The 21,288-nt window shown below is 61.4% G+C and carries 19 protein-coding genes; 11 read left to right on the forward strand and 8 right to left on the reverse strand.

The features are described from left to right. Positions 1-2: 2 nt before the first annotated feature. Positions 3-359, forward strand: coding sequence for a DUF1493 family protein (locus HX792_RS18090; RefSeq protein WP_176997349.1), 357 nt, complete (start codon positions 3-5; stop codon positions 357-359). A 97-nt stretch (positions 360-456) separates the two neighbouring features. Then, positions 457-1,320 carry a DMT family transporter gene (locus HX792_RS18095; RefSeq protein ID WP_256349855.1) on the forward strand — a complete coding sequence of 288 codons (864 nt, stop codon included), beginning with the start codon at positions 457-459 and terminating at the stop codon, positions 1,318-1,320. 56 nt (positions 1,321-1,376) lie between these two features. Here HX792_RS18095 and HX792_RS18100 read toward each other — a convergent pair whose 3' ends face one another. The 3 genes from HX792_RS18100 to HX792_RS18110 form a co-directional block, all read right to left on the reverse strand. Then, on the reverse strand, positions 1,377-2,918 hold the full coding sequence (locus HX792_RS18100) for a phosphoenolpyruvate carboxykinase (protein WP_176997350.1): 1,542 nt from the start codon (positions 2,916-2,918) through the stop codon (positions 1,377-1,379). A 179-nt stretch (positions 2,919-3,097) separates the two neighbouring features. Next, positions 3,098-4,000 carry an Hsp33 family molecular chaperone HslO gene (hslO, locus tag HX792_RS18105; protein ID WP_176997351.1) on the reverse strand — a complete coding sequence of 301 codons (903 nt, stop codon included), beginning with the start codon at positions 3,998-4,000 and terminating at the stop codon, positions 3,098-3,100. 107 nt (positions 4,001-4,107) lie between these two features. Further along, positions 4,108-4,515: a S4 domain-containing protein gene (locus tag HX792_RS18110; protein ID WP_176997352.1), complete on the reverse strand. Its 408-nt coding sequence runs from the start codon at positions 4,513-4,515 to the stop codon at positions 4,108-4,110. A 315-nt stretch (positions 4,516-4,830) separates the two neighbouring features. Between HX792_RS18110 and HX792_RS18115 the strand changes: the two genes are divergently transcribed. Both HX792_RS18115 and rimK read left to right on the forward strand, forming a co-directional pair. Beyond that, positions 4,831-5,295: an ATP-dependent zinc protease gene (locus HX792_RS18115; protein WP_176997477.1), complete on the forward strand. Its 465-nt coding sequence runs from the start codon at positions 4,831-4,833 to the stop codon at positions 5,293-5,295. Next, complete coding sequence (gene rimK, locus HX792_RS18120) at positions 5,292-6,197, forward strand: 30S ribosomal protein S6--L-glutamate ligase (protein ID WP_003187674.1); 906 nt, start codon at positions 5,292-5,294, stop codon at positions 6,195-6,197. Before HX792_RS18115 ends, rimK begins: the two co-directional genes overlap by 4 nt. Positions 6,198-6,368: 171 nt before the next feature. On the opposite strand, the gene HX792_RS18125 is transcribed toward rimK, so the two are convergent. Further along, the gene (locus HX792_RS18125) at positions 6,369-7,682 is read right to left on the reverse strand and encodes an ATP-binding protein (protein ID WP_176997353.1); all 1,314 of its coding nucleotides are present in this window, start codon (positions 7,680-7,682) and stop codon (positions 6,369-6,371) included. A gap of 117 nt (positions 7,683-7,799) precedes the next feature. Then, positions 7,800-8,540 (reverse strand): two-component system response regulator OmpR, encoded by a 741-nt coding sequence (gene ompR / locus HX792_RS18130; RefSeq protein ID WP_015373500.1) that lies wholly within the window; start codon positions 8,538-8,540, stop codon positions 7,800-7,802. Positions 8,541-8,896: 356 nt separating this feature from the next. Here ompR and HX792_RS18135 point away from each other — a divergent pair, with 356 nt between their 5' ends. The 7 genes from HX792_RS18135 (at position 8,897) to tauD (ending at position 17,080) form a co-directional block, all read left to right on the forward strand. Further along, a complete protein-coding gene (locus HX792_RS18135) occupies positions 8,897-11,221 on the forward strand; it encodes a Tex family protein (protein WP_176997354.1) in 2,325 nt (774 codons plus the stop codon). Continuing rightward, positions 11,221-11,604: a PaaI family thioesterase gene (locus tag HX792_RS18140; protein ID WP_176997355.1), complete on the forward strand. Its 384-nt coding sequence runs from the start codon at positions 11,221-11,223 to the stop codon at positions 11,602-11,604. Before HX792_RS18135 ends, HX792_RS18140 begins: the two co-directional genes overlap by 1 nt. Before the next feature lie 215 nt (positions 11,605-11,819). After that, positions 11,820-13,403 (forward strand): glutamate--cysteine ligase, encoded by a 1,584-nt coding sequence (gene gshA / locus HX792_RS18145; RefSeq protein ID WP_176997356.1) that lies wholly within the window; start codon positions 11,820-11,822, stop codon positions 13,401-13,403. Between the two features lie 222 nt (positions 13,404-13,625). Further along, entirely contained in the window at positions 13,626-14,603 is a 978-nt protein-coding gene (tauA, locus tag HX792_RS18150) for a taurine ABC transporter substrate-binding protein (RefSeq protein ID WP_176997357.1), read from the forward strand. Positions 14,604-14,619: 16 nt separating this feature from the next. Continuing rightward, the gene (tauB, locus tag HX792_RS18155) at positions 14,620-15,399 is read left to right on the forward strand and encodes a taurine ABC transporter ATP-binding subunit (RefSeq protein ID WP_176997358.1); all 780 of its coding nucleotides are present in this window, start codon (positions 14,620-14,622) and stop codon (positions 15,397-15,399) included. Further along, a complete protein-coding gene (gene tauC / locus HX792_RS18160; RefSeq protein WP_176997359.1) occupies positions 15,396-16,232 on the forward strand; it encodes a taurine ABC transporter permease TauC in 837 nt (278 codons plus the stop codon). The genes tauB and tauC overlap by 4 nt, the downstream gene beginning before the upstream one ends. A gap of 11 nt (positions 16,233-16,243) precedes the next feature. Next, positions 16,244-17,080 (forward strand): taurine dioxygenase, encoded by an 837-nt coding sequence (gene tauD / locus HX792_RS18165; protein WP_176997360.1) that lies wholly within the window; start codon positions 16,244-16,246, stop codon positions 17,078-17,080. A gap of 563 nt (positions 17,081-17,643) precedes the next feature. Here tauD and mgrA read toward each other — a convergent pair. The 3 genes from mgrA to HX792_RS18180 all read right to left on the reverse strand — a co-directional run bounded on the left by mgrA (position 17,644) and on the right by HX792_RS18180 (position 21,171). Further along, positions 17,644-18,681, reverse strand: coding sequence for an L-glyceraldehyde 3-phosphate reductase (mgrA, locus tag HX792_RS18170; protein WP_176997361.1), 1,038 nt, complete (start codon positions 18,679-18,681; stop codon positions 17,644-17,646). A gap of 109 nt (positions 18,682-18,790) precedes the next feature. Beyond that, positions 18,791-20,119, reverse strand: coding sequence for an OprD family outer membrane porin (locus HX792_RS18175; RefSeq protein ID WP_176997478.1), 1,329 nt, complete (start codon positions 20,117-20,119; stop codon positions 18,791-18,793). 161 nt (positions 20,120-20,280) lie between these two features. Next, entirely contained in the window at positions 20,281-21,171 is an 891-nt protein-coding gene (locus tag HX792_RS18180) for a LysR family transcriptional regulator (RefSeq protein WP_176997362.1), read from the reverse strand. Between the last annotated feature and the right edge of the window lie 117 nt (positions 21,172-21,288).

Consider the following 21,288-nt stretch of genomic DNA (forward strand, 5'->3'; position numbering starts at 1 on the left):
CCATGAACCTCGCGCCTAACTTCCCCGAAGACGCCGCCATGCAGCAACTCCTGCAACTGCTGCACGAAGAAATCGGCCTGCCAAAACACAAGACCATCAGCCTGCAAACCTCGATCAACGTCGACCTGGGTTGTGATGGCAGTGAGGCCAAGCAATTGATGGAGGCGCTGGAGCAGGAATTTGTACTCGACCTGGTCGACTTCGACACTTATCGTTACTTCAACCCGCCGGTGTTTGATGTGTTTCTCAAACGTCGGGCCAAAGGGCGCGGCGAGAAAGTGCCGCTGACCATCGGCATGCTCTACCTGGCCATCAAGACCCACAGCTGGGACACGCAAACTCTCGAAAACCTGAGTTAACGGTAGGAGCCGGCTTGCCGGCGATGGCGGTCCCGAGGGCCTCATCGCCGGCAAGCCGGGCTCCTACAGGACATTGCGCCTTCGGAAAGGACCTTACATGGACGTAACAATGGGCCTGCTGGCCGCCCTGCTCTGGGGCGGTACAGATTTTCTCGTGGGCCTCAATGCCCGCGCTGTCGGCGTAAAACGCGCGGTGTATTTCGGCCAAGCCTTGGGCTTTCTGATCATGACCCTGCTGCTGGCCATTCTCCCGACCTTCCTGCTCAAATCCCTCGACGCGCCGCTGAGCGTCTGGCTTCTGGGCATCGCCGCCGCCCTGCTCACCGTTTCCGGCGCCCTCGCGTTATCCAAAGCTTTTGCACTCGGCAAAGCCGCCATCGTCGCACCGCTGGTGACCTCCTACGGCGTGGTCACCACCCTGCTGTCCTGGGCCAGCGGCGAGCACATCAGCCTGACGCAGCTGGGTTGCATCGCCGTGTGCGTGATCGGCGTGTTCCTCTCCAGCATCCACAAGGACAACGGCGTTCCCCACAACAACCCCCGCCTGTCCATCGCTTACGCCATGCTTGCCGCTGTGCTGTATGGCAGCAGTTTCTGGCTGCAAGGCCGCTACACACTGCCGGCGCTGGGGCCGATTACCATGCTGTGGCTCGGGTATTTGGTGGGGTTATGCGTATTGGTGTTGATGGTACTGAGGATCAAGGACGGGTTGAAAATCCCGCCGCTGAAAAACTGCGCAACACTGACCGGGGCGAGCGTGATGAACCTCGGCGGCTTCTCGGCGTTTTCCTGGGGGGCGATGGCAGGGTCGGTGTCGGTGGTGACGGTGATCAGTACGTTGTCGGGCGGGATTGCGGCGATTCTGGGGTTCGTGTTTTTCAAGGAGCGGTTGTCGGCTGTACAGGTGCTAGGCGTTGCACTGGTACTGGTCGGTGCCGTTGTTTTGCACAGGGTCGACTGACCTATCGCGCACAAAAAAGCCGCCCCTGAGGGCGGCTTTTTCACAACGCTCGAATCTTACAACTTAGGACCCGCAGCCTTGATCGCATCGCTTACTTCAAACTTCTTGAAGTTCTCGATGAACAAGCCAGCCAGTGCCTTCGCCGCTTCGTCGTAGGCAGCCTTGTCAGCCCAGGTGTTACGTGGGTTCAACAGGCCAGTATCAACGCCCGGTACGGCCAATGGCACGTCGAGGTTGATGGTGTCGAGGTGTTCGGTTTCAGCACCCACCAACGCGCCGCTCTGGATCGCTGCGATCACGCCGCGAGTGGTCGGGATGTTGAAGCGCTTGCCGACGCCGTAGCCGCCGCCGGTCCAGCCGGTGTTGACCAGGTAGACCTTGGAGCCGAAGCCACGGATGCGCTTGATCAGCAGCTCAGCGTATTCGCCAGCCGGGCGCGGGAAAAACGGTGCGCCGAAGCAGGTGGAGAAGGTCGACTTGATGCCGCCGCCGGAACCCATTTCGGTCGAGCCCACCAGCGCGGTGTAGCCGGACAGGAAGTGGTAGGCCGCTTGTTCTTCGCTGAGGATGGACACCGGTGGCAGTACGCCAGTCAGGTCGCAAGTCAGGAAGATCACCGCGTTTGGCTCGCCGCCCAGGTTCTTCTCGGAACGCTTGGCCACGTGCTCCAGCGGGTAGGCGGCGCGGCTGTTCTGGGTCAGGCTGACGTTGGTGTAGTCGGCGTGCTTGGCATCGTCGATCACCACGTTTTCCAACACGGCGCCGTGCTTGATGGCTTTCCAGATCACCGGCTCGTTCTTCTCGGACAGGTCGATGCACTTGGCATAGCAACCGCCTTCGATGTTGAACACTACGCCTTCGCCCCAGCCGTGTTCGTCGTCACCGATCAGGTAACGGCTTTCGTCGGCCGACAGGGTGGTTTTACCGGTGCCCGACAGACCGAAGAACAGGGTCACGTCGCCTGCTTCGCCGATGTTGGCGGCGCAGTGCATTGGCAGCACGTCGGAAGCCGGCAGCAGGAAGTTCTGCACCGAGAACATGGCTTTTTTCATCTCACCGGCGTAACGCATGCCGGCGATCAGCACTTTCTTCTGTGCGAAGTTGAGGATCACGCAACCGTCGGAGTTGGTGCCGTCACGCTCTGGCACGCACTCGAAGTTGGCCACGTTGAGCACTTGCCACTCTTCACGACCGGCCGGGTTGTACTGGGCCGGGTTGATGAACAGGCAACGACCGAACAGGTTCTGCCAGGCAGTCTGGGTGGTCATTTTCACGGCCAGGTAGTGGTCGTGCGCAGCACCAACGTGAACGTGGGAAACGAAATGCTCTTGCGCGTTGTTGAAGGCCTCGACGCGAGCCCACAGGGCATCGAACTTGTCGGCCGGGAACTTGCGGTTGATCGGGCCCCAGGCGATAGCGTCCTGGGTAGTAGGCTCTTCAACGATGAAACGGTCGACTGGCGAACGACCGGTACGGTGACCGGTTTCTACGACCAGCGCGCCAGTATCGGCAAGCACGCCTTCACCGCGCTGCAGGGCTTCTTTGACCAGATCGTCAACACTCAGATCGGTGTATACGGCGTTATTGGCTTGCGTCATGAGGTTCCCCGTCGGCCTATGGCCGAGTGCTCCAAACGTTTTGTAGTAGAAAGTTGCGCACTACTACCGCGAAAAAAGTGGGCCGGATTATGCCAGAAAAGCCCAAAAAGAGTAGGGCCCTCCCGTCAGAACTGCGCTAATCCGGCGTTTGTCAGGTGATTTACCTGTGCTTAAACGTTTTAGTGGCGGGTGTCGGAAGGGGTGTCGATGCCGGCTCCGGCGAACAATTGGGCTACATCAGCCGCATCGAACAGGTAGCGCTGGTTGCAGAACTGGCAGTCGATCTCGATATTGCCACCGTGTTCCACCACCAGATTCTGCGCATCTTCCAGGCCCAGGCTCACCAGGGCATTGGCCGAACGCTCGCGGGAGCAGCTGCAATGGAAGCGCAAGCTCTGTGCGTCAAACAGTCGCACAGCCTCTTCGTGGTACAGGCGATGCAGGATGGTTTCGTTGTCCAGGCCCAACAGCTCTTCAGCGGTCAGGGTGCCGGCCAGGGCCGTCAGCTTGCGCCAGCTGTCGGTGCGCTCGTCGTCGTCCTTGATGCGGTCGGCCGGCAATTGCTGCAACAGCAGGCCACGCGCACGCTTGCCGTCGGCGTTGAGCCAGAACTTGGTGCCGACCTGCTGGGACATCACGAAATAGTTGGTGAAGCAGTCCGACAGGGTTTCACCGTCCAGGTCGACGATGCCCTGGTAGCGCTGGCCCTCGGTCGGGTCGACGGTGATCGCCAGCACGCCGTTGGCCATCAGGTCCGACAGGGTGGCGTCCGGGGCAATCTGATCAGCTTCGTAACGGGCCAGGCCGCGGATTTCGCGCTCGCTGGAGCACTCGATCATCAGCATCGGCACCGGGCCTTCGGAGCGTGCCTGCAGGATCAGCAAACCATCGAATTTCATGGTGCCCACCAGCAGCGCCGCTGCCGCCATCAGCTCACCGAGCAGTTGCGCGACCGGCTCCGGATAGGGGTGCTTGGCGAGGACTTCGGCATAGCTGCGCTCCAGCGACACCAGCTCGCCACGGGCGTCGGTCTCGTCGAAGATGAAGCGTTGGGTGAAGTCGGTATCCGGTAGATCAGTCATAGGTCTGGGTATCTGAGTTGAATAATAGTAACGCGAAGATGACGCAGTTTATGAACAATCCGGGTTTGTTCCAAGCCAAGTGACGCGCCAGGCGATTGCCGGCGCCCTCAATCGTCGTTGCCGCTGCCACGGAACTTGAACAGATCGCGGCGTTGTTTCTTGCTCGGCTTGCCGTCGGTGCTCAAGCCCATGGCGCCGGCCTTGCGCATAGCCGCCGCATTCTCGCGCTTGGCAATGCTGGCTTCGGTCTCGGCATACAAGGCCTGCGCTTCAGGCGCGCCACGCCGGACGATGGAAAGCGCTTGAACCACGATGGTCTTTTCATCAAAACCGGTACGAATCTGGAACTCGTCGCCGACGCGCGGTTCCTTGCCCGGCTTGCAGCGCTCGCCACGATGGTGCACCTTGCCGCTCTCGATGGCGGCCTTGGCGAGGGCACGGGTCTTATAGAAGCGCGCTGCCCACAACCACTTGTCCAGCCGGACCTTTTCTTCCTCTTCCTGCTTTTGAGCCACTTGAATTCCTCGCTCTGAAAAATGTCGCAACTTTACCGTTGGAACCCTTCGACGCATAAACCTCAAGGCTCACCTAAGATACGCCAAGGAACGCGATTTTTGCGTGCCTTTCCCTAACAGCCACTGATTACTGCAGCCTGAGAGATATCTGTCGCCATTTGCCGAATATTCTGCGTGAATACCGCGAAATCGGCGCCAAACCCTCGATAAGGTTTGGGGATTGTCACAATCCATGCGCAGTTGGACGTTACTGTCCTCGACGACTACGAAACATTTCTGAATTGCCGGTTACCCATATTGAAGACATTTGACCATTTGACCGTTGTGGGTCTGCGTGAGTGGGTGGCACTCCCCGATTTGGGAGTGGCGGGCCTGCGCGCGAAGATCGACACCGGCGCCAGCACTTCCAGCCTGCATGCCACCGACATCGAGCCGTTTGAGCGCGACGGTGAAAAGTGGGTGCGCTTTACCGCGCACCTGGGCAGCGTGGTGCAACTGCGTCACCGCCGCTGCGAAGCGCCGCTGGTGACGATGAAAACCATCAAGAGCTCCAACGGTCACGCGCAGGTGCGCTACGTGATCAGCACCACCCTGGCGTTGGGCGATCGGGTCTGGCGGGTGGAGTTCACCCTGGCCTGCCGCAAGGCCATGCGTTACCGCCTGTTGCTGGGCTCCAAGGCGTTGATTGACGGCCAGTTGGTGGTCAATCCCGGCGTCAAGTACGTTCAAGACAAGCCGGTGTTCCCGGTCTCTACCCTTTCTGCCCCAGGTGCTGCATGAAGATTGCTGTGCTGTCGCGAAACCCGCGTCTGTATTCCACCCGCCGCCTGGTTGAGGCCGGCACCGAACGTGGCCACGAAATGGTGGTGATCGACACGTTGCGTGCCTATATGAACATTGCCAGCCACAAGCCGCAGATCCACTACCGGGGCAAGCCGCTGGAGGGCTTCGATGCGGTGATCCCGCGCATCGGTGCATCGGTGACGTTCTACGGCTGCGCGGTGCTGCGCCAGTTTGAAATGATGGGGGTGTTCCCCCTCAATGAATCGGTGGCCATTGCGCGCTCGCGGGACAAGCTGCGTTCGCTGCAACTGCTGTCACGCCGGGGTATCGGCCTGCCGGTCACTGGCTTTGCCCACTCCCCGGACGACATTCCCGATCTGATCGAGATGGTCAATGGCGCGCCGCTGGTGATCAAGGTGCTGGAAGGCACCCAGGGTATCGGCGTGGTGCTGTGCGAAACCGCCACCGCCGCAGAGTCGGTGATCGAGGCCTTCATGGGCCTCAAGCAGAACATCATGGTGCAGGAATACATAAAAGAGGCCGGTGGTGCCGACATTCGCTGCTTCGTGGTGGGTGACAAGGTCATTGCTGCGATGAAGCGCCAGGCCAAACCCGGTGAGTTCCGCTCCAACCTGCATCGAGGCGGCAGCGCCAGCCTGATCAAGATCACCCCGGAAGAGCGCATGACCGCATTGCGTGCGGCCAAGGTGATGGGGCTGAGCGTGGCGGGTGTGGATATCTTGCGTTCCAACCATGGGCCGCTGGTGATGGAAGTGAACTCATCGCCAGGCCTGGAAGGGATCGAGACCACCACCGGCAAGGATGTGGCGGGGATCATCATTCAGCATCTTGAGAAGAATGGTGGGCCGAACATGACCCGGACCAAAGGCAAGGGCTGATAAAACACAGCGTTTGAAACACTGCAAAACCTATGTGGGAGCCGGCTTGTGTGGGAGCCGGGCTTGCCCGCGATGCAGCCACCTCGGTGTGTCAGGCACACCTCGGTGATGCCATCGCAGGCAAGCCAGCTCCCACACAAGCCCGTTCCCACATTCGGGTTGTGTTGTTGCCTAGACCGCGTCGCGGGGTAACATCAGCCCCAGCGGCAAGCGCACCCGCGCCTCCAGGCCGCCCTCTTCACGGTTGCGCAGCTCAACGTTGCCACCGTGCATCGAAGCAATTCGCCGCACTATCGCCAACCCCAAGCCGGTGCCCTTGCCACCCCGGGCACGATCGCCACGGGTGAAGGGGTTGAAGATGCCCTCCAGCTCTGCCGGGTCGATACCGGCGCCACGGTCCATCACGCTGAGCACCACGTAAGGTGCCGTGCTGTCGCCGGACACGTAGGCCGCCACCTCCACGTCCGAACCGGCATGATGCAGGGCGTTACCGATCAGGTTGTTCAGCAGACGCTTCATCGATACACGGCGCAAGGCGAACGGCTGGATAGGCTCCAGGCGCATGCGCACCTGCTCGCCATTCTGGTTGTAAGGCGCGACCACCTCGCGCACCAGGTCCGTCAGGTCGACTTCCTCGACTACCTCGTCACGGCCATCACGGATAAACGCCAGGAATTGGTCGAGAATCGCGTCCATGTCCTCGATATCACGCACCATGTCATCCGTCAGGTCGTTGTGGTTGCCCATCAGCTCAAGTGAAAGCCGCAGACGCGTCAGCGGCGTGCGCAGGTCATGGGACACCCCCGCAAGCATCAGCTCGCGCTCACGCCCGGCCTGTTCGACGTCCTCCGCCATCTGGTTGAAGGCGCTGTACACCTCGGTCATCTCGCTGGGCGTATCGCTGACCGGCAATCGCACGCTTCGCCCCTGCCCCAACTGGCGGGCGGCAAACACCAGGCGCTTGAGTGGCTGGTTGAGCTGACGCACGAAAATCCACGCGGATGCGGTTGAAAGCAACCCGATCGCCAGGAACCAGCCCAACACGTTCCAGATCTTCTGCCCCCGCAGCGGATGCGGGTACAACGGTACTTTCAACCAATCCTGGCCCAGGCTCGGCGCCCGAACCCACAGGGCCGGGGACACGTGCATGCGCAGCCGCACCTCGGTGTCCTCACCCAGTTCGGCCTGCATCTGACGCTGGTAGATCTCACTGTAGGGCCAGTGCTGCTCGCCCTCCGGCACGCCAGCGCCCGCCACGCGCACGAGCGTGGCGGCCTTGGCGATCTTCTCGCGGTTCTCGGGGTCGGCGGCCCAGTAGGCGCGCAGGGTCAGGGCCACACCGTGGCTGTATTGTCGGTCCACCAGCACGTCTTCGTTCATCAACAGATAAACCAGCGTCAGTGCCTTGGAAAACAGAACGACGATCAGCACCAGCCAAAGGGTGCGCGAGAAGAAACTTTGTGGGAACCACAACGGGGTTTTCATAGGAGACAGCTAGACACCTTGCAGGAACGAGCGGCGCTCGCAGAATTGCGGAGGCCGGGCACCCTGTCGATATTCAAGAAACTGAACACCGGGATGCCTGCCGCCGCAAATCATGGGTCACTTGGTCGCAGTGCCATCCGGCACAAACACATAACCCACGCCCCACACCGTCTGGATATACCGCGGTTTGGACGGGTCCGGCTCGATCATCCGGCGCAGACGGGAGATCTGCACGTCGATGGAGCGTTCCAACGCGTCCCACTCACGGCCACGGGCCAGGTTCATCAGCTTGTCACGGGTCAGCGGCTGGCGAGCGTTCATCACCAGCGCCTTGAGCACCGCGAATTCGCCGGTGGTCAGCATGTGCACTTCATCGCCACGCTTGAGCTCACGGGTGGCCAGCGACAGTTCGTAGTCGCCAAAGGTGACGCTCTCGTCTTCGCTGCCCGGTGCGCCTGGTACAGGCGGAGCCTGGCGACGCAATACCGCCTTGACCCGTGCCATCAACTCGTCAGGGTTGAACGGCTTGGCCAGGTAGTCATCGGCGCCCAGTTCGAGGCCTTTGATGCGGCTCAGCTCATCGCCCTTGGCGGTGAGCATGATGATCGGAATCTGGTTGTTCGCGCCACGCAAGCGTTTGCAGGCGGTAAGGCCGTCTTCGCCGGGCAGCATCAGGTCGAGCACGACCAGGTTGAACACCTCACGGCCCAACAGGCGGTCCATCTGCTCGGTGTTCGGCACCGCGCGGGCACGGTAGCCCTTGGAGTTGAAGAAACGCTCCAGCAGGCTGCTCAGCCCCGGATCGTCATCAACGATGAGAATTTTTTCGCCTTCAGCAGTTTGTGCAGTGCTGCTCATTAGATGCTCCTCTTATCTCGGCGCGCATTATGGCGTAGCTGCCGTTATACGCACCGTGTGCATTGTTAGCAGATTTTTCCTCCACCGCCAGCGAACCCGCGCCCTACAACCTCTGGCGCAGTACCCCCCAAGAGCAGAACGCTGGTTATAATGCGGCGCCTTCGTGCAGGGCAACGTCAGATCGTTACCGTTTACTGCCGGGCTTTTTTCACCCGCTTGTCGTGATTTTTTCGATTTCGAGGGTCAATAGGCTGCCTCTTGACCCAGGCAGCGGCGCCAGTCGGGCCGCTCAACCAGCCTCCCAAGGCCTTGTTTTCCGGGCCTGCGAGCTGCTTTTCAGAATTTCAGGTGGTTTTATGGACAGCATCAACAGCCGCATCGCCGAGGAACTCGGTGTACGCCCACAACAGGTCGAAGCGGCCGTCGCTCTACTGGATGAAGGCTCCACGGTGCCTTTCATCGCCCGTTACCGTAAAGAAGTGACCGGCAGCCTCGACGACACCCAACTGCGTCACCTGGAAGAGCGCCTGCGCTACCTGCGAGAACTCGACGAACGGCGCATCAGCATCCTCGCCAGCATCGAGGAACAGGGCAAGTTGACCCCACAACTTGAGCGCGACATCAAGCTCGCCGACACCAAGACCCGCCTCGAAGACCTCTACCTGCCCTACAAACAGAAGCGCCGCACCAAGGGCCAGATCGCCCTGGAAGCCGGCCTGGGCGAGCTGGCCGACGGCCTGTTCAACGACCCATCGCTGAGCCCGGACACCGAAGCCGCACGCTTCATCGATGCCGAAAAAGGCGTCGCCGACGTCAAGGCCGCCCTCGAGGGCGCCAAGTACATCCTCATGGAGCGCTTCGCCGAAGACGCCAGCCTGCTGGAAAAACTGCGCACCTACCTCAAGCAGGAAGCCACCCTCAGCGCCCGCGTCATCGCCGGCAAAGAGGAAGAAGGCGCCAAGTTCCGCGACTACTTCGAACACGACGAACCGCTGAAAAGCATGCCATCCCACCGCGCACTCGCCATTTTCCGTGGCCGCAACGAAGGCATTCTCAGCTCCGCACTCAAAGTCGGCGACGAGCTGCCGGGCACCATGCACCCGTGCGAAGGCATGATCGGTCAACAATTCGGCATCCAGAATCAGAATCGTCCTGCGGACAAGTGGCTCGGCGAAGTCGTGCGCTGGACCTGGAAGGTCAAGCTCTACACCCACCTCGAAACCGACCTGCTGGGCGAGCTGCGCGACGGCGCCGAAACCGAGGCGATCAACGTGTTCGCCCACAACCTGCACGACTTGCTGCTGGCCGCACCGGCCGGCCCGCGCGCCACCCTGGGCCTCGACCCGGGCCTGCGTACCGGCTGCAAGGTCGCGGTGGTCGACTCCACCGGCAAGCTGCTGGACCACGCCACCGTGTACCCGCACGTGCCGCACAACAAATGGGACCAGACCCTCGCCATCCTGGCTGCCCTGTGCGCCAAGCACGCCGTGGATCTGATCGCCATCGGCAACGGCACCGCCAGCCGCGAGACCGACAAGCTGGCCGCCGAACTGATCAAAAAATACCCCGCCATGAAGATGACTAAGGTCATGGTCTCCGAGGCCGGCGCTTCGGTGTACTCGGCGTCGGAACTGGCCTCCAAGGAATTCCCGGACCTGGACGTGTCGATCCGTGGCGCAGTGTCCATCGCCCGCCGCCTGCAGGATCCGCTGGCCGAGCTGGTGAAAATCGACCCGAAATCCATCGGCGTCGGCCAGTACCAGCACGACGTGTCGCAGCTGAAACTGGCGCGCGGCCTGGACGCCGTGGTGGAAGACTGCGTGAACAAAGTCGGCGTGGACGTAAACACCGCCTCCGTGGCGCTGCTGGCACGCATTTCCGGCCTCAACACCACCCTGGCGCAGAACATCGTCACCCACCGCGATGAAAACGGCGCATTCAAAACCCGCGCCGCGCTGAAAAAGGTCGCACGCCTGGGCGAAAAAACCTTCGAGCAAGCTGCCGGTTTCCTGCGCGTGATGAACGGCGACAACCCGTTGGACGCCTCGGCGGTCCACCCGGAAGCCTACCCGCTGGTGCAACGCATCGCTGCCGAGACCGACCGCGACATCCGTTCGCTGATCGGCGACGCCGCGTTCCTCAAGCGCCTGGACCCGAAGAAGTACACCGACGAAACCTTCGGCGTACCGACCATCACCGACATCCTGCAAGAGCTGGAAAAACCTGGCCGCGACCCGCGTCCCGAGTTCAAGACCGCCGAGTTCCAGGACGGCGTCGAAGACCTCAAGGACCTGCAACTTGGCATGATCCTCGAAGGCGTGGTGACCAACGTGACCAACTTCGGCGCCTTTGTGGACATCGGCGTGCATCAGGACGGTTTGGTGCATATCTCTGCGCTTTCGGAGAAATTCATCAAAGACCCGCGCGAAGCGGTGAAGGCCGGTGACGTGGTCAAGGTCAAGGTCATGGAAGTCGACATCCCGCGCAAACGTGTCGGCCTGTCGATGCGCATGAGCGACACCCCGGGCGAGAAAATCGACGGTGCCCGTGGCGCACGCCCAGGCTCCACACCGCGTCAGTCGCAGAACACTGCGCCGCGCAAGGAAACCACCGCCGCAGCGCCCAGCAACAATGCCATGGCCTCGCTGTTCGCCAACGCCAAACAGTTGAAGAAACGCTGATGGAAATCCCTGCCGGTTTGACCCAGAGCGCGTTCAGCGAACTGATCGGCTGCCGCCTGCAACGCCTCGAACAAGGCGTTGCCGAAGTGGCCCTGACCCTGGAGCCGCACCTGCGCAACCGCGCAGGCAAGCTCCACGGCGGGGCGATTTTCAGCCTGGTGGACATCACGATGGGGCTGGCCTGTTCCAGCTCCCATGGCTTTGACCAGCAGAGCGCGACAATCGAATGCAAAATCAACTACATCCGCGCCGTCGAAGACGGTGACGTGCTGTGCACCAGCCGCGTGATTCATGCCGGCCGCCGCACGTTGGTGGTGGAAGCGGATGTGTACCAGGACGAAAAACTGGTCGCAAAAGCACAAGGCACCTTCGCTGTCCTATAGCTCCCTGCCCTCGATTTGAGTTAATTTCGGCGCTGCGAAAGCGGCGTCGGAAGTTTCTTCCTGCGCTATAGCCAGATTCAGGGACTGAAGTCGGCACTTTCAGGGCCAGTTAAATCGGCTCGAAAACCAGGCGATAACGCCAGTTTCAACTTCACCCTTGTAGACCGTCCTGCCCACCCCCATATTGGGGCGACTGACGCGTGAAGGAATCCAACTTGAGCGAACTTCTCAACCGCCGCCTGGCTCTGCTCGGCAAGCGCGAACACCTCTCCCTGCTAGAGCAGTGCTTGCACGGCATCGAGCGCGAATGCCTACGCGTTACCGGTGAAGGCCGCCTGGCGCAAACACCGCACCCTGAAGCCCTGGGCGCCGCGTTGACCCACGAACAGATCACCACCGACTACTCGGAATCGCTGCTGGAGTTCATCACTCCCGCCCTGCCGAACCCGGCCGATACCCTGAGCAGCCTGGACAAGATCCACCGCTTTGCCTACACCAAGCTGGGCAGCGAATACCTGTGGAGCCCCTCGATGCCGTGCCCGTTGCCGGCCGAGGAAGACATTCCGATTGCCTACTACGGCACGTCCAATATCGGACAGCTCAAGTACGTGTATCGCAAAGGCCTGGCCCTGCGTTACGGCAAGACCATGCAGTGCATCGCCGGGATTCATTACAACTTTTCCTTACCTGAAGAGCTGTGGCCACTGCTCAAGGAAACCGAAGGGTTTGTCGGCACCGACCGCGACTACCAGTCCACCGCCTATATCGCGCTGATCCGCAATTTCCGCCGCTACAGCTGGCTGCTGATGTACCTGTTCGGTGCCTCGCCGGCCCTGGACGCCGGCTTCCTACGGGGTCGCTCGCACCAGCTTGAAGTGCTGGACGCCGACACCCTGTACCTGCCGTACGCCACCAGCCTGCGCATGAGCGACCTGGGCTACCAGAGCAACGCCCAGGCCGGCCTCACGCCGTGCTACAACGATTTGAACAGCTACACCGACAGCCTGCGTGAAGCGGTGGCAACGCCCTACGCGCCGTACGTCGAAGTCGGCACCCACAAGGATGGTGAGTGGGTACAGCTCAACACCAACATCCTGCAGATCGAAAACGAGTACTACTCCAACATTCGCCCCAAGCGTGTGACCTACACCGGCGAGCGCCCGATCCAGGCGCTGATGGCCCGTGGCATCCAGTACATCGAAGTGCGCTGCCTGGACATCAACCCGTTCCTGCCGATGGGCATCGACCTGCCGGAGTCGCGCTTCCTCGACGCCTTCCTGTTGTACTGCGCGTTGAACGACAGCCCGCTGTTCGCCAACAACGAGTGCGGCAATGCCACCTCCAACTTCCTCAGCGTGGTCAAGGAAGGTCGCCGCCCAGGCCTGCAATTGCAGCGCGATGGCCAGCCAGTGGACATGAAGGAATGGGCCGCCGAGCTGTTGGAGAAAATCGCACCGCTGGCCGCCCTGCTCGATGAAAGCCACGGCATCACCGAACACAGCCAGGCGCTGGACGCCCAGCTGGCGAAGGTCAAGGACTCGTCCCTGACCCCGTCGGCCCAGGTGTTGGCGGCGATGGCTGAGCGTAAAGAGAGTTTTGCGCAGTTCTCCCTGCACCAGAGCCAACTGCACGCCGAGCACTTCCGCAAGGAACCGCTGCCGGCCGAAGAGCAGGCACGTTTCGAAGAGCTGGCACGCACGTCGCTGGCGCAACAGGCGGAGCTGGAGCAGAACGAAGTGGGCGATTTTGATGTGTTTGTCGGCTCGTACCAGGCGAGCATCCTCGCCATCAGCAACTAGCATTTCCATGGCCTCACCACCCTTGTAGGAGCCCGGCTTGCCGGCGACGGCGATTTTGAATACGCCATCGCCGGCAAGCCGGGCTCCTACGGGGTTATTCGTTTTAATCCGACAGCGTTTCCTCTCATAAGCTAATTCGAAAATGTTATTTATTTTCGGATTCTTAGATCATTTAGTCTCCTCACACGCCGATCCTCGGCCGCCTGATTGAGGAGCTTCCCCTTGAAACTGCTAACCCCTCTGCGTCTTTTGGCCGCATTGTCCCTGGCCGGTGCCAGCCTGTTTGCCCAGGCGGCGGATGTGACCATCGCTTACCAGACCACCGTGGACCCGGCCAAAGTTGCCCAGGCCGACGGCGCCTATGAAAAAGCCACCAACGCCAAGATCAACTGGCGCAAATTCGACAATGGCGCCGACATCATCGCCGCCATCGCTTCCGGCGACGTGCAGATCGGCTACCTCGGTTCCAGCCCGCTGACCGCCGCCGTCACCCGCAAAGTGCCGGTGGAAACCTTCCTCGTTGCCACCCAGATCGGCGGTGCCGAAGCCCTGGTGGCGCGCAACGGTTCGGGTATCAATAGCCCACAGGACCTGGTTGGCAAGAAAGTCGCCGTGCCGTTCGTGTCCACCGGCCACTACAGCCTGCTCGCCGCACTGAAGCACTGGAACATCGACCCGTCGAAAGTGACCATCCTCAACCTCGCACCACCGGCCATCATCGCCGCCTGGAAGCGCGGTGACATCGACGCGACCTACGTGTGGGATCCGGCCCTGGGCGTGGCCAAGGAAAACGGCAAAGTGCTGATCACCTCCGGCGAGCTGGCCAAGTTCGGTGCGCCGACCTTCGACGCGTGGATCGTGCGTAAGGACTTTGCCGAGAAGCACCCGGAAATCGTCACGGCCTTCGCCAAAGTCACCCTGGATGCCTACGCCGCCTACCGCAAAGACCCACAAGCCTGGCTCGCTGACAAAGGCAACGTCGACAAGCTGGTGAAGCTCTCCGGCGCCAAGGCCAGCGACATCCCATTGCTGCTGCAAGGCAACGTCTACCCGCTGGCTGCTGACCAAGTGACCCTGCTGGGCGCGCCGACCACCAAGGCCGTGACCGACACCGCCGCGTTCCTCAAGGAACAAGGCAAGGTCGACGCGGTGCTGCCGGACTACGCCCCTTACGTCAGCGCCAAGTTCATTACCAACTGATCAGGAGTTCATCGCGATGGCCTTGCTACAACTGGAGCGCATCAGCGCACAGTACCCAGGCGCCACAGAACCGGTACTGTCTGACATCTCAATCGACCTGGGGCCCCAGCAATTGCTGGTAGCCCTCGGCCCGTCCGGCAGTGGCAAGACTTCGCTGTTGAACCTGATTGCCGGCTTTGTCGAACCGTCCGCCGGGCGCATTACCCTCGACGGCGTGCCGGTCAAGGGCCCCAGCGCCGAACGCGGCGTGGTGTTCCAGGACGACGCCCTGCTGCCCTGGCAGGACGTGCTCGCCAACGTCGCCTTCGGCCTCGAACTGGCTGGCGTGCCCAAGGCGCAACGCGAAGTGCGCGCCCGGGAAATGCTCGCCCTCGTGGACCTGGCCGGCTTCGACAACCGCCGTATCTGGCAACTCTCCGGCGGCCAGAAGCAGCGCGTCGGCCTGGCCCGTGCCTTGGCCGCCGACCCTCGCGTACTGCTGATGGACGAACCCTTCGGCGCCCTCGACGCCTTCACCCGCGAGCAGATGCAAGAGTTGCTGCTGCAGGTATGGCGCCGCACGGCCAAGCCGGTGTTCCTGATTACCCACGACATTGAAGAAGCGGTATTCCTCGCCACTGATTTGATCCTGCTGGCGCCCAACCCGGGCCAGATCGTCGAACGCCTGAGCCTGGACTTCGGCCAGCGCTACGCGGCGGGCGAATCGGCACGGGCGATCAAGTCCGACCCGCGCTTTATCGAAACCCGCGAACACGTGCTGGGCAAAGTGTTCTCCCAACGGCAGGTGTCCGCATGAGCAGCTACGAACTCCCCGCCGCCGTCGCCAAGCCGGTGGTACACGCGGTGATTCCGGTGCGTCGCAGCCTGAGCACGCGCTGGATCAGCTTACTGACCCTGGTCGCGCTGCTGGCCCTCTGGTGGGCCGTGACCGCCACCGGGTTGATTGAACCGCTGTTCCTGCCGCCACCGTCGGCCGTGCTGCAAAAAGGCTGGCTACTGGCAACTACCGGCTACATGGACTCCACCTTGTGGCAGCATTTGGGCGCCAGCCTCAGCCGTATCGGCCTGGGCCTGGGCTTTGCCGTGCTGACCGCCGTGCCGGTAGGGATCGCCATCGGTTCCAACCGTATTGCCCGGGGCATTCTCGACCCGCTGATCGAGTTTTACCGTCCGATTCCGCCCTTGGCCTATCTGCCGCTGATCGTGATCTGGTGCGGCATTGGCGAACTGTCCAAGGTGCTGCTGATTTACCTGGCGATCTTTGCGCCCATCGCCATCGCCACCGCGACCGGCGTGCGCACGGTCGACCCGGCCAAGTTACGCGCTGCGCAGTCCCTGGGCGCCACACGCGCCCAGTTGATTCGCCATGTGATCTTGCCGAGCGCCCTGCCTGACATCCTGACCGGCGTGCGCATCGGCCTGGGTGTGGGTTGGTCGACACTGGTCGCCGCCGAATTGATCGCCGCCACCAGCGGCCTGGGCTTCATGGTGCAGTCGGCGGCGCAGTTCCTGGTCACCGACGTGGTGGTGCTAGGCATCCTCGTCATCGCCCTGATCGCCTTCGCCATGGAAATGGGCCTGCGTGCCCTGCAGCGTAAATTAGTGCCGTGGCATGGCCAGGCACATTGAGTGAGAACAGCATGAGCAGCCTGACCGTTACCCCCATCAGCACCGCTTTGGGCGCCCTGATCAGCGGCGTCGACATCACCCAGCCACTGAATATCGAACAACGCGACGCCATCGAACAGGCGTTGCTCACCCACTCGGTGCTGTTCTTCCGTGGCCAGGCAATCACCCCGCAACAGCAGGCGCGGTTCGCGGCGAACTTTGGTGACCTGCACATTCACCCGATCTACCCCAACGTGCCGGAACAGCCCGAAGTGCTGATCCTCGACACCGCCGTCACCGACGTGCGTGACAACGCCGTGTGGCACACCGACGTGACCTTCCTGCCAACGCCCGCACTCGGTGCAGTGCTGAGCGCCAAGCTGCTGCCCGCGTTTGGTGGCGACACGTTGTGGGCCAGTGGCATTGCGGCGTATGAGGCGTTGTCGGAGCCGTTGAAGCGTTTGCTCGACGGGCTGACCGCTACCCATGACTTCACCAAATCCTTCCCGCTGGAGCGCTTTGGCAACACCGCCGAAGACCTGGCGCGCTGGGAAGAGACCCGCAAGAAGAACCCGCCGCTGTCGCACCCGGTGGTGCGCACGCACCCGGTGAGTGGGCGCAAGTCGCTGTTTGTCAGCGATGGGTTCACCACCAAGATCAACGAACTGGAACCGGCCGAAAGCGAGGCGATCCTGAAACTGTTGTTTGCCCACGCGACCCGTCCGGAATTCACCATTCGCTGGCGCTGGCAGGAAAATGACGTGGCGTTCTGGGACAACCGCGTGACCCAGCACTACGCGGTGGATGACTACCGGCCACAGCGGCGGGTGATGCACCGGGCGACCATCCTGGGCGACGTACCCTTCTAACCCCCGCATTGAAGATCACCTGTGGAACCTGGCTTGTGTGGGAGCTGGCTTGCCTGCGATAGCATCACCACGGTCTAACTGCCACACCGAGGCGCCCGCATCGCGGGCAAGCCCGGCTCCCACATTGACCGAGTACTACCGGGTGAATTAGCCACACTGAAGATCAACTGCAGGAGCCGGCTTGTGTGGGAGCTGGCTTGCCTGCGATAGCATCACCGCGGTCTGACTGACACACCGAGGCGCCCGCATCGCGGGCAAGCCCGGCTCCCACATTGACCGAGTACTACCGGGTGAATTCGCCACACTGAAGATCAACTGCAGGAGCCGGCTTGTGTGGGAGCTGGCTTGCCTGCGATAGCATCACCACGGTCTGACTGCCACACCGAGGCGCCCTCATCGCGGGCAAGCCCGGCTCCCACATTGACCGAGTACTACCGGGTGAATTCGCCACACTGAAGATCAACTGCAGGAGCCGGCTTGCCGGCGATGGCGGCCTCAAAATCAGCGCTAGGCTAATGGCCTCATCGCCGGCAAGCCGGCTCCTACAGGGGTCATCGGTGGGGTTATTCAGCGGTGGATGGTTTTTCCCACAGGTTGATCCCGCCTTCCTGGGCAAACCGATCGATCTCCGCCAGTTCTTCCGCACTGAAGCTCAAGTTCTTCAACGCACCGACGTTTTCAATGATCTGCTCCGGCCGGCTCGCACCGATCAGCGCGCTGGTCACCCGTGGATCGCGCAGGGTCCAGGCCAGCGCCAGTTGCGCCAGGCTCTGACCACGGCGCTTGGCGATTTCGTTTAGCGCACGCACGTGGGCAATGTTGGCATCGGACAGGTGCTTGGCCTGCAACGAACCACCGCCCGGACGGTTGACCCGTGCATCGGCCGGCACGCCATTGAGGTACTTGTCGGTCAACAAACCCTGGGCCAGCGGCGTGAAGGCAATCACCCCGGCGCCGAGTTCTTCGGTGGTGTCCAGCAGGTCTTTTTCTACCCAGCGGTTGAGCAGGTTGTAGGCCGGCTGGTGGATCAACAGCGGCACCTTCCACTCTTTGAGCAGGGCGGCCATTTCGCGGGTTTTCACGCCCGAGTAGGAAGAGATGCCGATGTACAACGCCTTGCCTTGTTGCACGGCGGTGGCGAGGGCGCTGGCGGTTTCTTCCAGGGGGGTGTCGGCGTCAAAACGGTGGGAGTAGAAGATATCCACGTAGTCGACGCCCAGGCGTTGCAGGCTCTGGTCCAGGCTCGCCAATACGTATTTACGCGAACCGCCGCCCTGGCCGTAAGGGCCGGGCCACATGTCCCAACCGGCCTTGCTGGAGATGATCAGTTCGTCGCGGTAATGCTTGAAATCTTCGCGCAGCAAACGGCCGAAGTTGATCTCGGCGCTGCCGTACGGTGGGCCGTAGTTGTTGGCCAGGTCGAAATGGTTGATCCCCAGGTCGAACGCCGTGCGCAGCAGGGCGCGCTGGGTGTCGATCGGGGTGCTGTCGCCAAAGTTGTGCCACAGGCCCAGGGACAGTGCCGGCAGCACCAACCCACTGCGGCCTACGCGGCGATACGGAATAGATTCATAGCGGTTTTCGGCAGCAATGTAAGTCATCGAATCCTCTCTTGAACTTGGGACTAATAAGGCCCGGGAATAACGCTATTCCCAGGCCTTTTAAGCAGCTGAATCGCTTAAGTCTGCCGTTCCGTTCTACAGCAATTTCCTACCAGAGGGGAACGACATAGCTGACATAGAAGCGGTTTTCATCCTGCACGGTGGCGCCGGTGATATCCGGGCTGGCATGCGCGTTTTTCCAGGTCACGCCCAGGCCTTTGAGGGTGCCGGTCGGTACTTGGTAAGCCACGGCAATGTTGCGTTCCCACTCGCTGGTGGTGCCTTGCACGGTGCGGATGTCATCCCCGTGGGCGTAGGCCGCCGAGAACGACAGGCCCGTGAGGCCCAGCTTACCGAAGTCATACTTGTACTGCGCAAGCCACGTGCGCTCACCGGCGTGTTGAAATTTATTCAACTGCATGTTGGTCAGCGCCGGGGTGTCGGCGCCCGAGCCCGGGCCCTGGCGGTTATCACCGCTGTTCAGGCCAGAATCGAGGTACGGGAAGTCACTGTCGCCGCTGTTTTTCTGGATACCCAAACCGACGGTGTGGCCGTCCAGGCTGTAGCTTTCAAGCAAGCTGGCGGTCGTCTGGTTGATGCGGCCCTTGCTGGTGCCGTCACCGTAGAGGCCAGCCCCGGCAAAGTCCTTGTCGCCGTCGGCGTTTTCGCCCACACCCAGGCTGCGGAATACGCGGATATCGGTGTCGATTGCGCCGACCGACAAGGCGTCATGACGCTTGGCGCCCAGGAAGAACTGCTGGTAGTAATCCTCGAGGTTGGAATACCAGAGGCTCACGGTGGTGTTCTGGATACCGGTGTAGTCCGCACCGCCAAACAGGAAGCGATCGCTCTCTTTGGTGCCCCCGGCGGTGATCATGCCCTGGTCGCCGGTCTCGTTGCGGATCTTGGTCTTGAAGATATCGCCGCCGGTGAACGTGAAGTCCGTGAGGTCCTTCGACACCAGTTGCACGCCGGTGTTGGTCTGCTGGTACAGGCGGCCGTCAGTGTTGGCCAGCACCGGGTTGTTGCCGTAGAGCGTGCCGAGGCGCAATTCATCCTGGGCAAAACGCATCTTGAACGTAGGGCTCAACACGCCGAACTGGTCGGCGGACTTGCCGTTGTCCAGCGGGAACATGCTGCCGGGGTAGCGGCCTTGGTGATCCTTGTCGTTGAGGTCGCCACCGGAATCCAGTTTCAAGCCGTAGAAGGCTTGCAGGTCCAGGCCAAAACCGACCGGGCCGTCGGTGTAGCCCGACTTGAAGTTGAACTCGAAACCCTGGCCCCAATCACGCACGCTGTGCGCCTTGGCCGTGCTGTTCACCACATCACGACCCTGCTGGTTGAGATAGCGATTGAGCAGGGTCACATCGGCGTGGCTGTCATCGATAAAATCGGCATGGGCGGACAGCATAAAGCTCGCCATGGCGGCACCCACCATGGGGCTTAATAACGTCTTCATTGTTACCGGTCTCCGTCACTGTTCTGAAATGAAAGCGTCAAACGCTTCACACAATTACGCAGTGGCCAGATGACAGTTCGGAGTCAAAACCGTTAGTTCACGAATGAAATTAAATTTAAGGAACCCTTTAACTACGCGGGTTAGCGGGCATTTTCGAAGATTTCTGACAGCCAATCCACGAACACGCGAACCCTCGGCGACATGTGTCGATTGTGCGGATACAAAATCGAAACCGGCATGGGCGGCGGTGGCGTATCGGTGAGAATTTCACGCATCACCCCCTGCTCGATCAGCTCGGCCATGCGGTAATGCGGGCACTGGATAATGCCCAACCCGGCCACCGCGCTGGCGGAGTAAATCTCGGCGCCAAACACCGAAAGCGCACCCTCGATACTCACCTCTTGAAGCTCGCCACCCACCATGAATTCGAACGGAAACAGCTTGGCCGTGGTGCGCGAAACGTAGTTCACCGCGCGATGTGTCGCGAGGTCCGCCAGGCACTTTGGCTCGCCGTATTTTCGCAAGTAGGTGGGACTGGCGCAGGTCACCTGGCGCAGGGTCGCGACACGTCGGCCGATCAATGCAGAGTCCCCCAGGGTGCCCGCGCGCAACACGCAATCCACGCCTTCGGCGATCAGGTCGACGAAGCGATCCGCCTCACTGATCGACAGCTCGATTTCCGGATAACGCGCCATGAACTGCGGCAGCGCCGGGATCACAAAATACTTGGCCAGGGTGCCGTGCAAATCCACGCGCAAACGCCCCTTGGGCGCCACGCTGCGAAACGCCAGTTCAGCCTCTTCCAGCTCCGCCAGCAGTTGCACGCAACGTTGGTAGTAAGCCTCGCCGTCGAGGGTGGGGCGCACACGGCGAGTGCTGCGTTCGAGCAAGCGGGTGCCCAGCCAGGCCTCGAATTGATTGAGGGTGTGGGTCAGCGTGGCACGCGGCAGGTTCAGGTCATCGGCGGCCAATGTGAAGCTTGAACGCTCGTAAATGCGCACAAACACCTTCATCGCTTTGACTTGATCCATGTGGCCTTACCTCGGACTTATTGTTGGCGATTATTGAACAGTCAAGGCAACTCTGGCGCATTTATCGGCCCTGGTAAACATGTGAATCTGCGTCCACACCCACTCCAAAGGACCTCG

The sequence above is a fragment of the Pseudomonas sp. B6002 genome, from assembly GCF_013385985.1.
Taxonomy (GTDB): domain Bacteria; phylum Pseudomonadota; class Gammaproteobacteria; order Pseudomonadales; family Pseudomonadaceae; genus Aquipseudomonas.

Bases quoted from the DNA above. Each gene is read 5' to 3' on its own strand.
- HX792_RS18090 (WP_176997349.1), top strand. From the start codon at position 3: ATGAACCTCGCGCCTAACTTCCCCGAAGACGCCGCCATGCAGCAACTC.
- HX792_RS18095 (WP_256349855.1), top strand. From the start codon at position 457: ATGGACGTAACAATGGGCCTGCTGGCCGCCCTGCTCTGGGGCGGTACA.
- HX792_RS18100 (WP_176997350.1), bottom strand. From the start codon at position 2,918: ATGACGCAAGCCAATAACGCCGTATACACCGATCTGAGTGTTGACGAT.
- hslO (WP_176997351.1), bottom strand. From the start codon at position 4,000: ATGACTGATCTACCGGATACCGACTTCACCCAACGCTTCATCTTCGAC.
- rimK (WP_003187674.1), top strand. From the start codon at position 5,292: ATGAAGATTGCTGTGCTGTCGCGAAACCCGCGTCTGTATTCCACCCGC.
- HX792_RS18125 (WP_176997353.1), bottom strand. From the start codon at position 7,682: ATGAAAACCCCGTTGTGGTTCCCACAAAGTTTCTTCTCGCGCACCCTT.
- ompR (WP_015373500.1), bottom strand. From the start codon at position 8,540: ATGAGCAGCACTGCACAAACTGCTGAAGGCGAAAAAATTCTCATCGTT.
- HX792_RS18135 (WP_176997354.1), top strand. From the start codon at position 8,897: ATGGACAGCATCAACAGCCGCATCGCCGAGGAACTCGGTGTACGCCCA.
- HX792_RS18140 (WP_176997355.1), top strand. From the start codon at position 11,221: ATGGAAATCCCTGCCGGTTTGACCCAGAGCGCGTTCAGCGAACTGATC.
- tauB (WP_176997358.1), top strand. From the start codon at position 14,620: ATGGCCTTGCTACAACTGGAGCGCATCAGCGCACAGTACCCAGGCGCC.
- tauC (WP_176997359.1), top strand. From the start codon at position 15,396: ATGAGCAGCTACGAACTCCCCGCCGCCGTCGCCAAGCCGGTGGTACAC.
- tauD (WP_176997360.1), top strand. From the start codon at position 16,244: ATGAGCAGCCTGACCGTTACCCCCATCAGCACCGCTTTGGGCGCCCTG.
- mgrA (WP_176997361.1), bottom strand. From the start codon at position 18,681: ATGACTTACATTGCTGCCGAAAACCGCTATGAATCTATTCCGTATCGC.
- HX792_RS18175 (WP_176997478.1), bottom strand. From the start codon at position 20,119: ATGGTGGGTGCCGCCATGGCGAGCTTTATGCTGTCCGCCCATGCCGAT.
- HX792_RS18180 (WP_176997362.1), bottom strand. From the start codon at position 21,171: ATGGATCAAGTCAAAGCGATGAAGGTGTTTGTGCGCATTTACGAGCGT.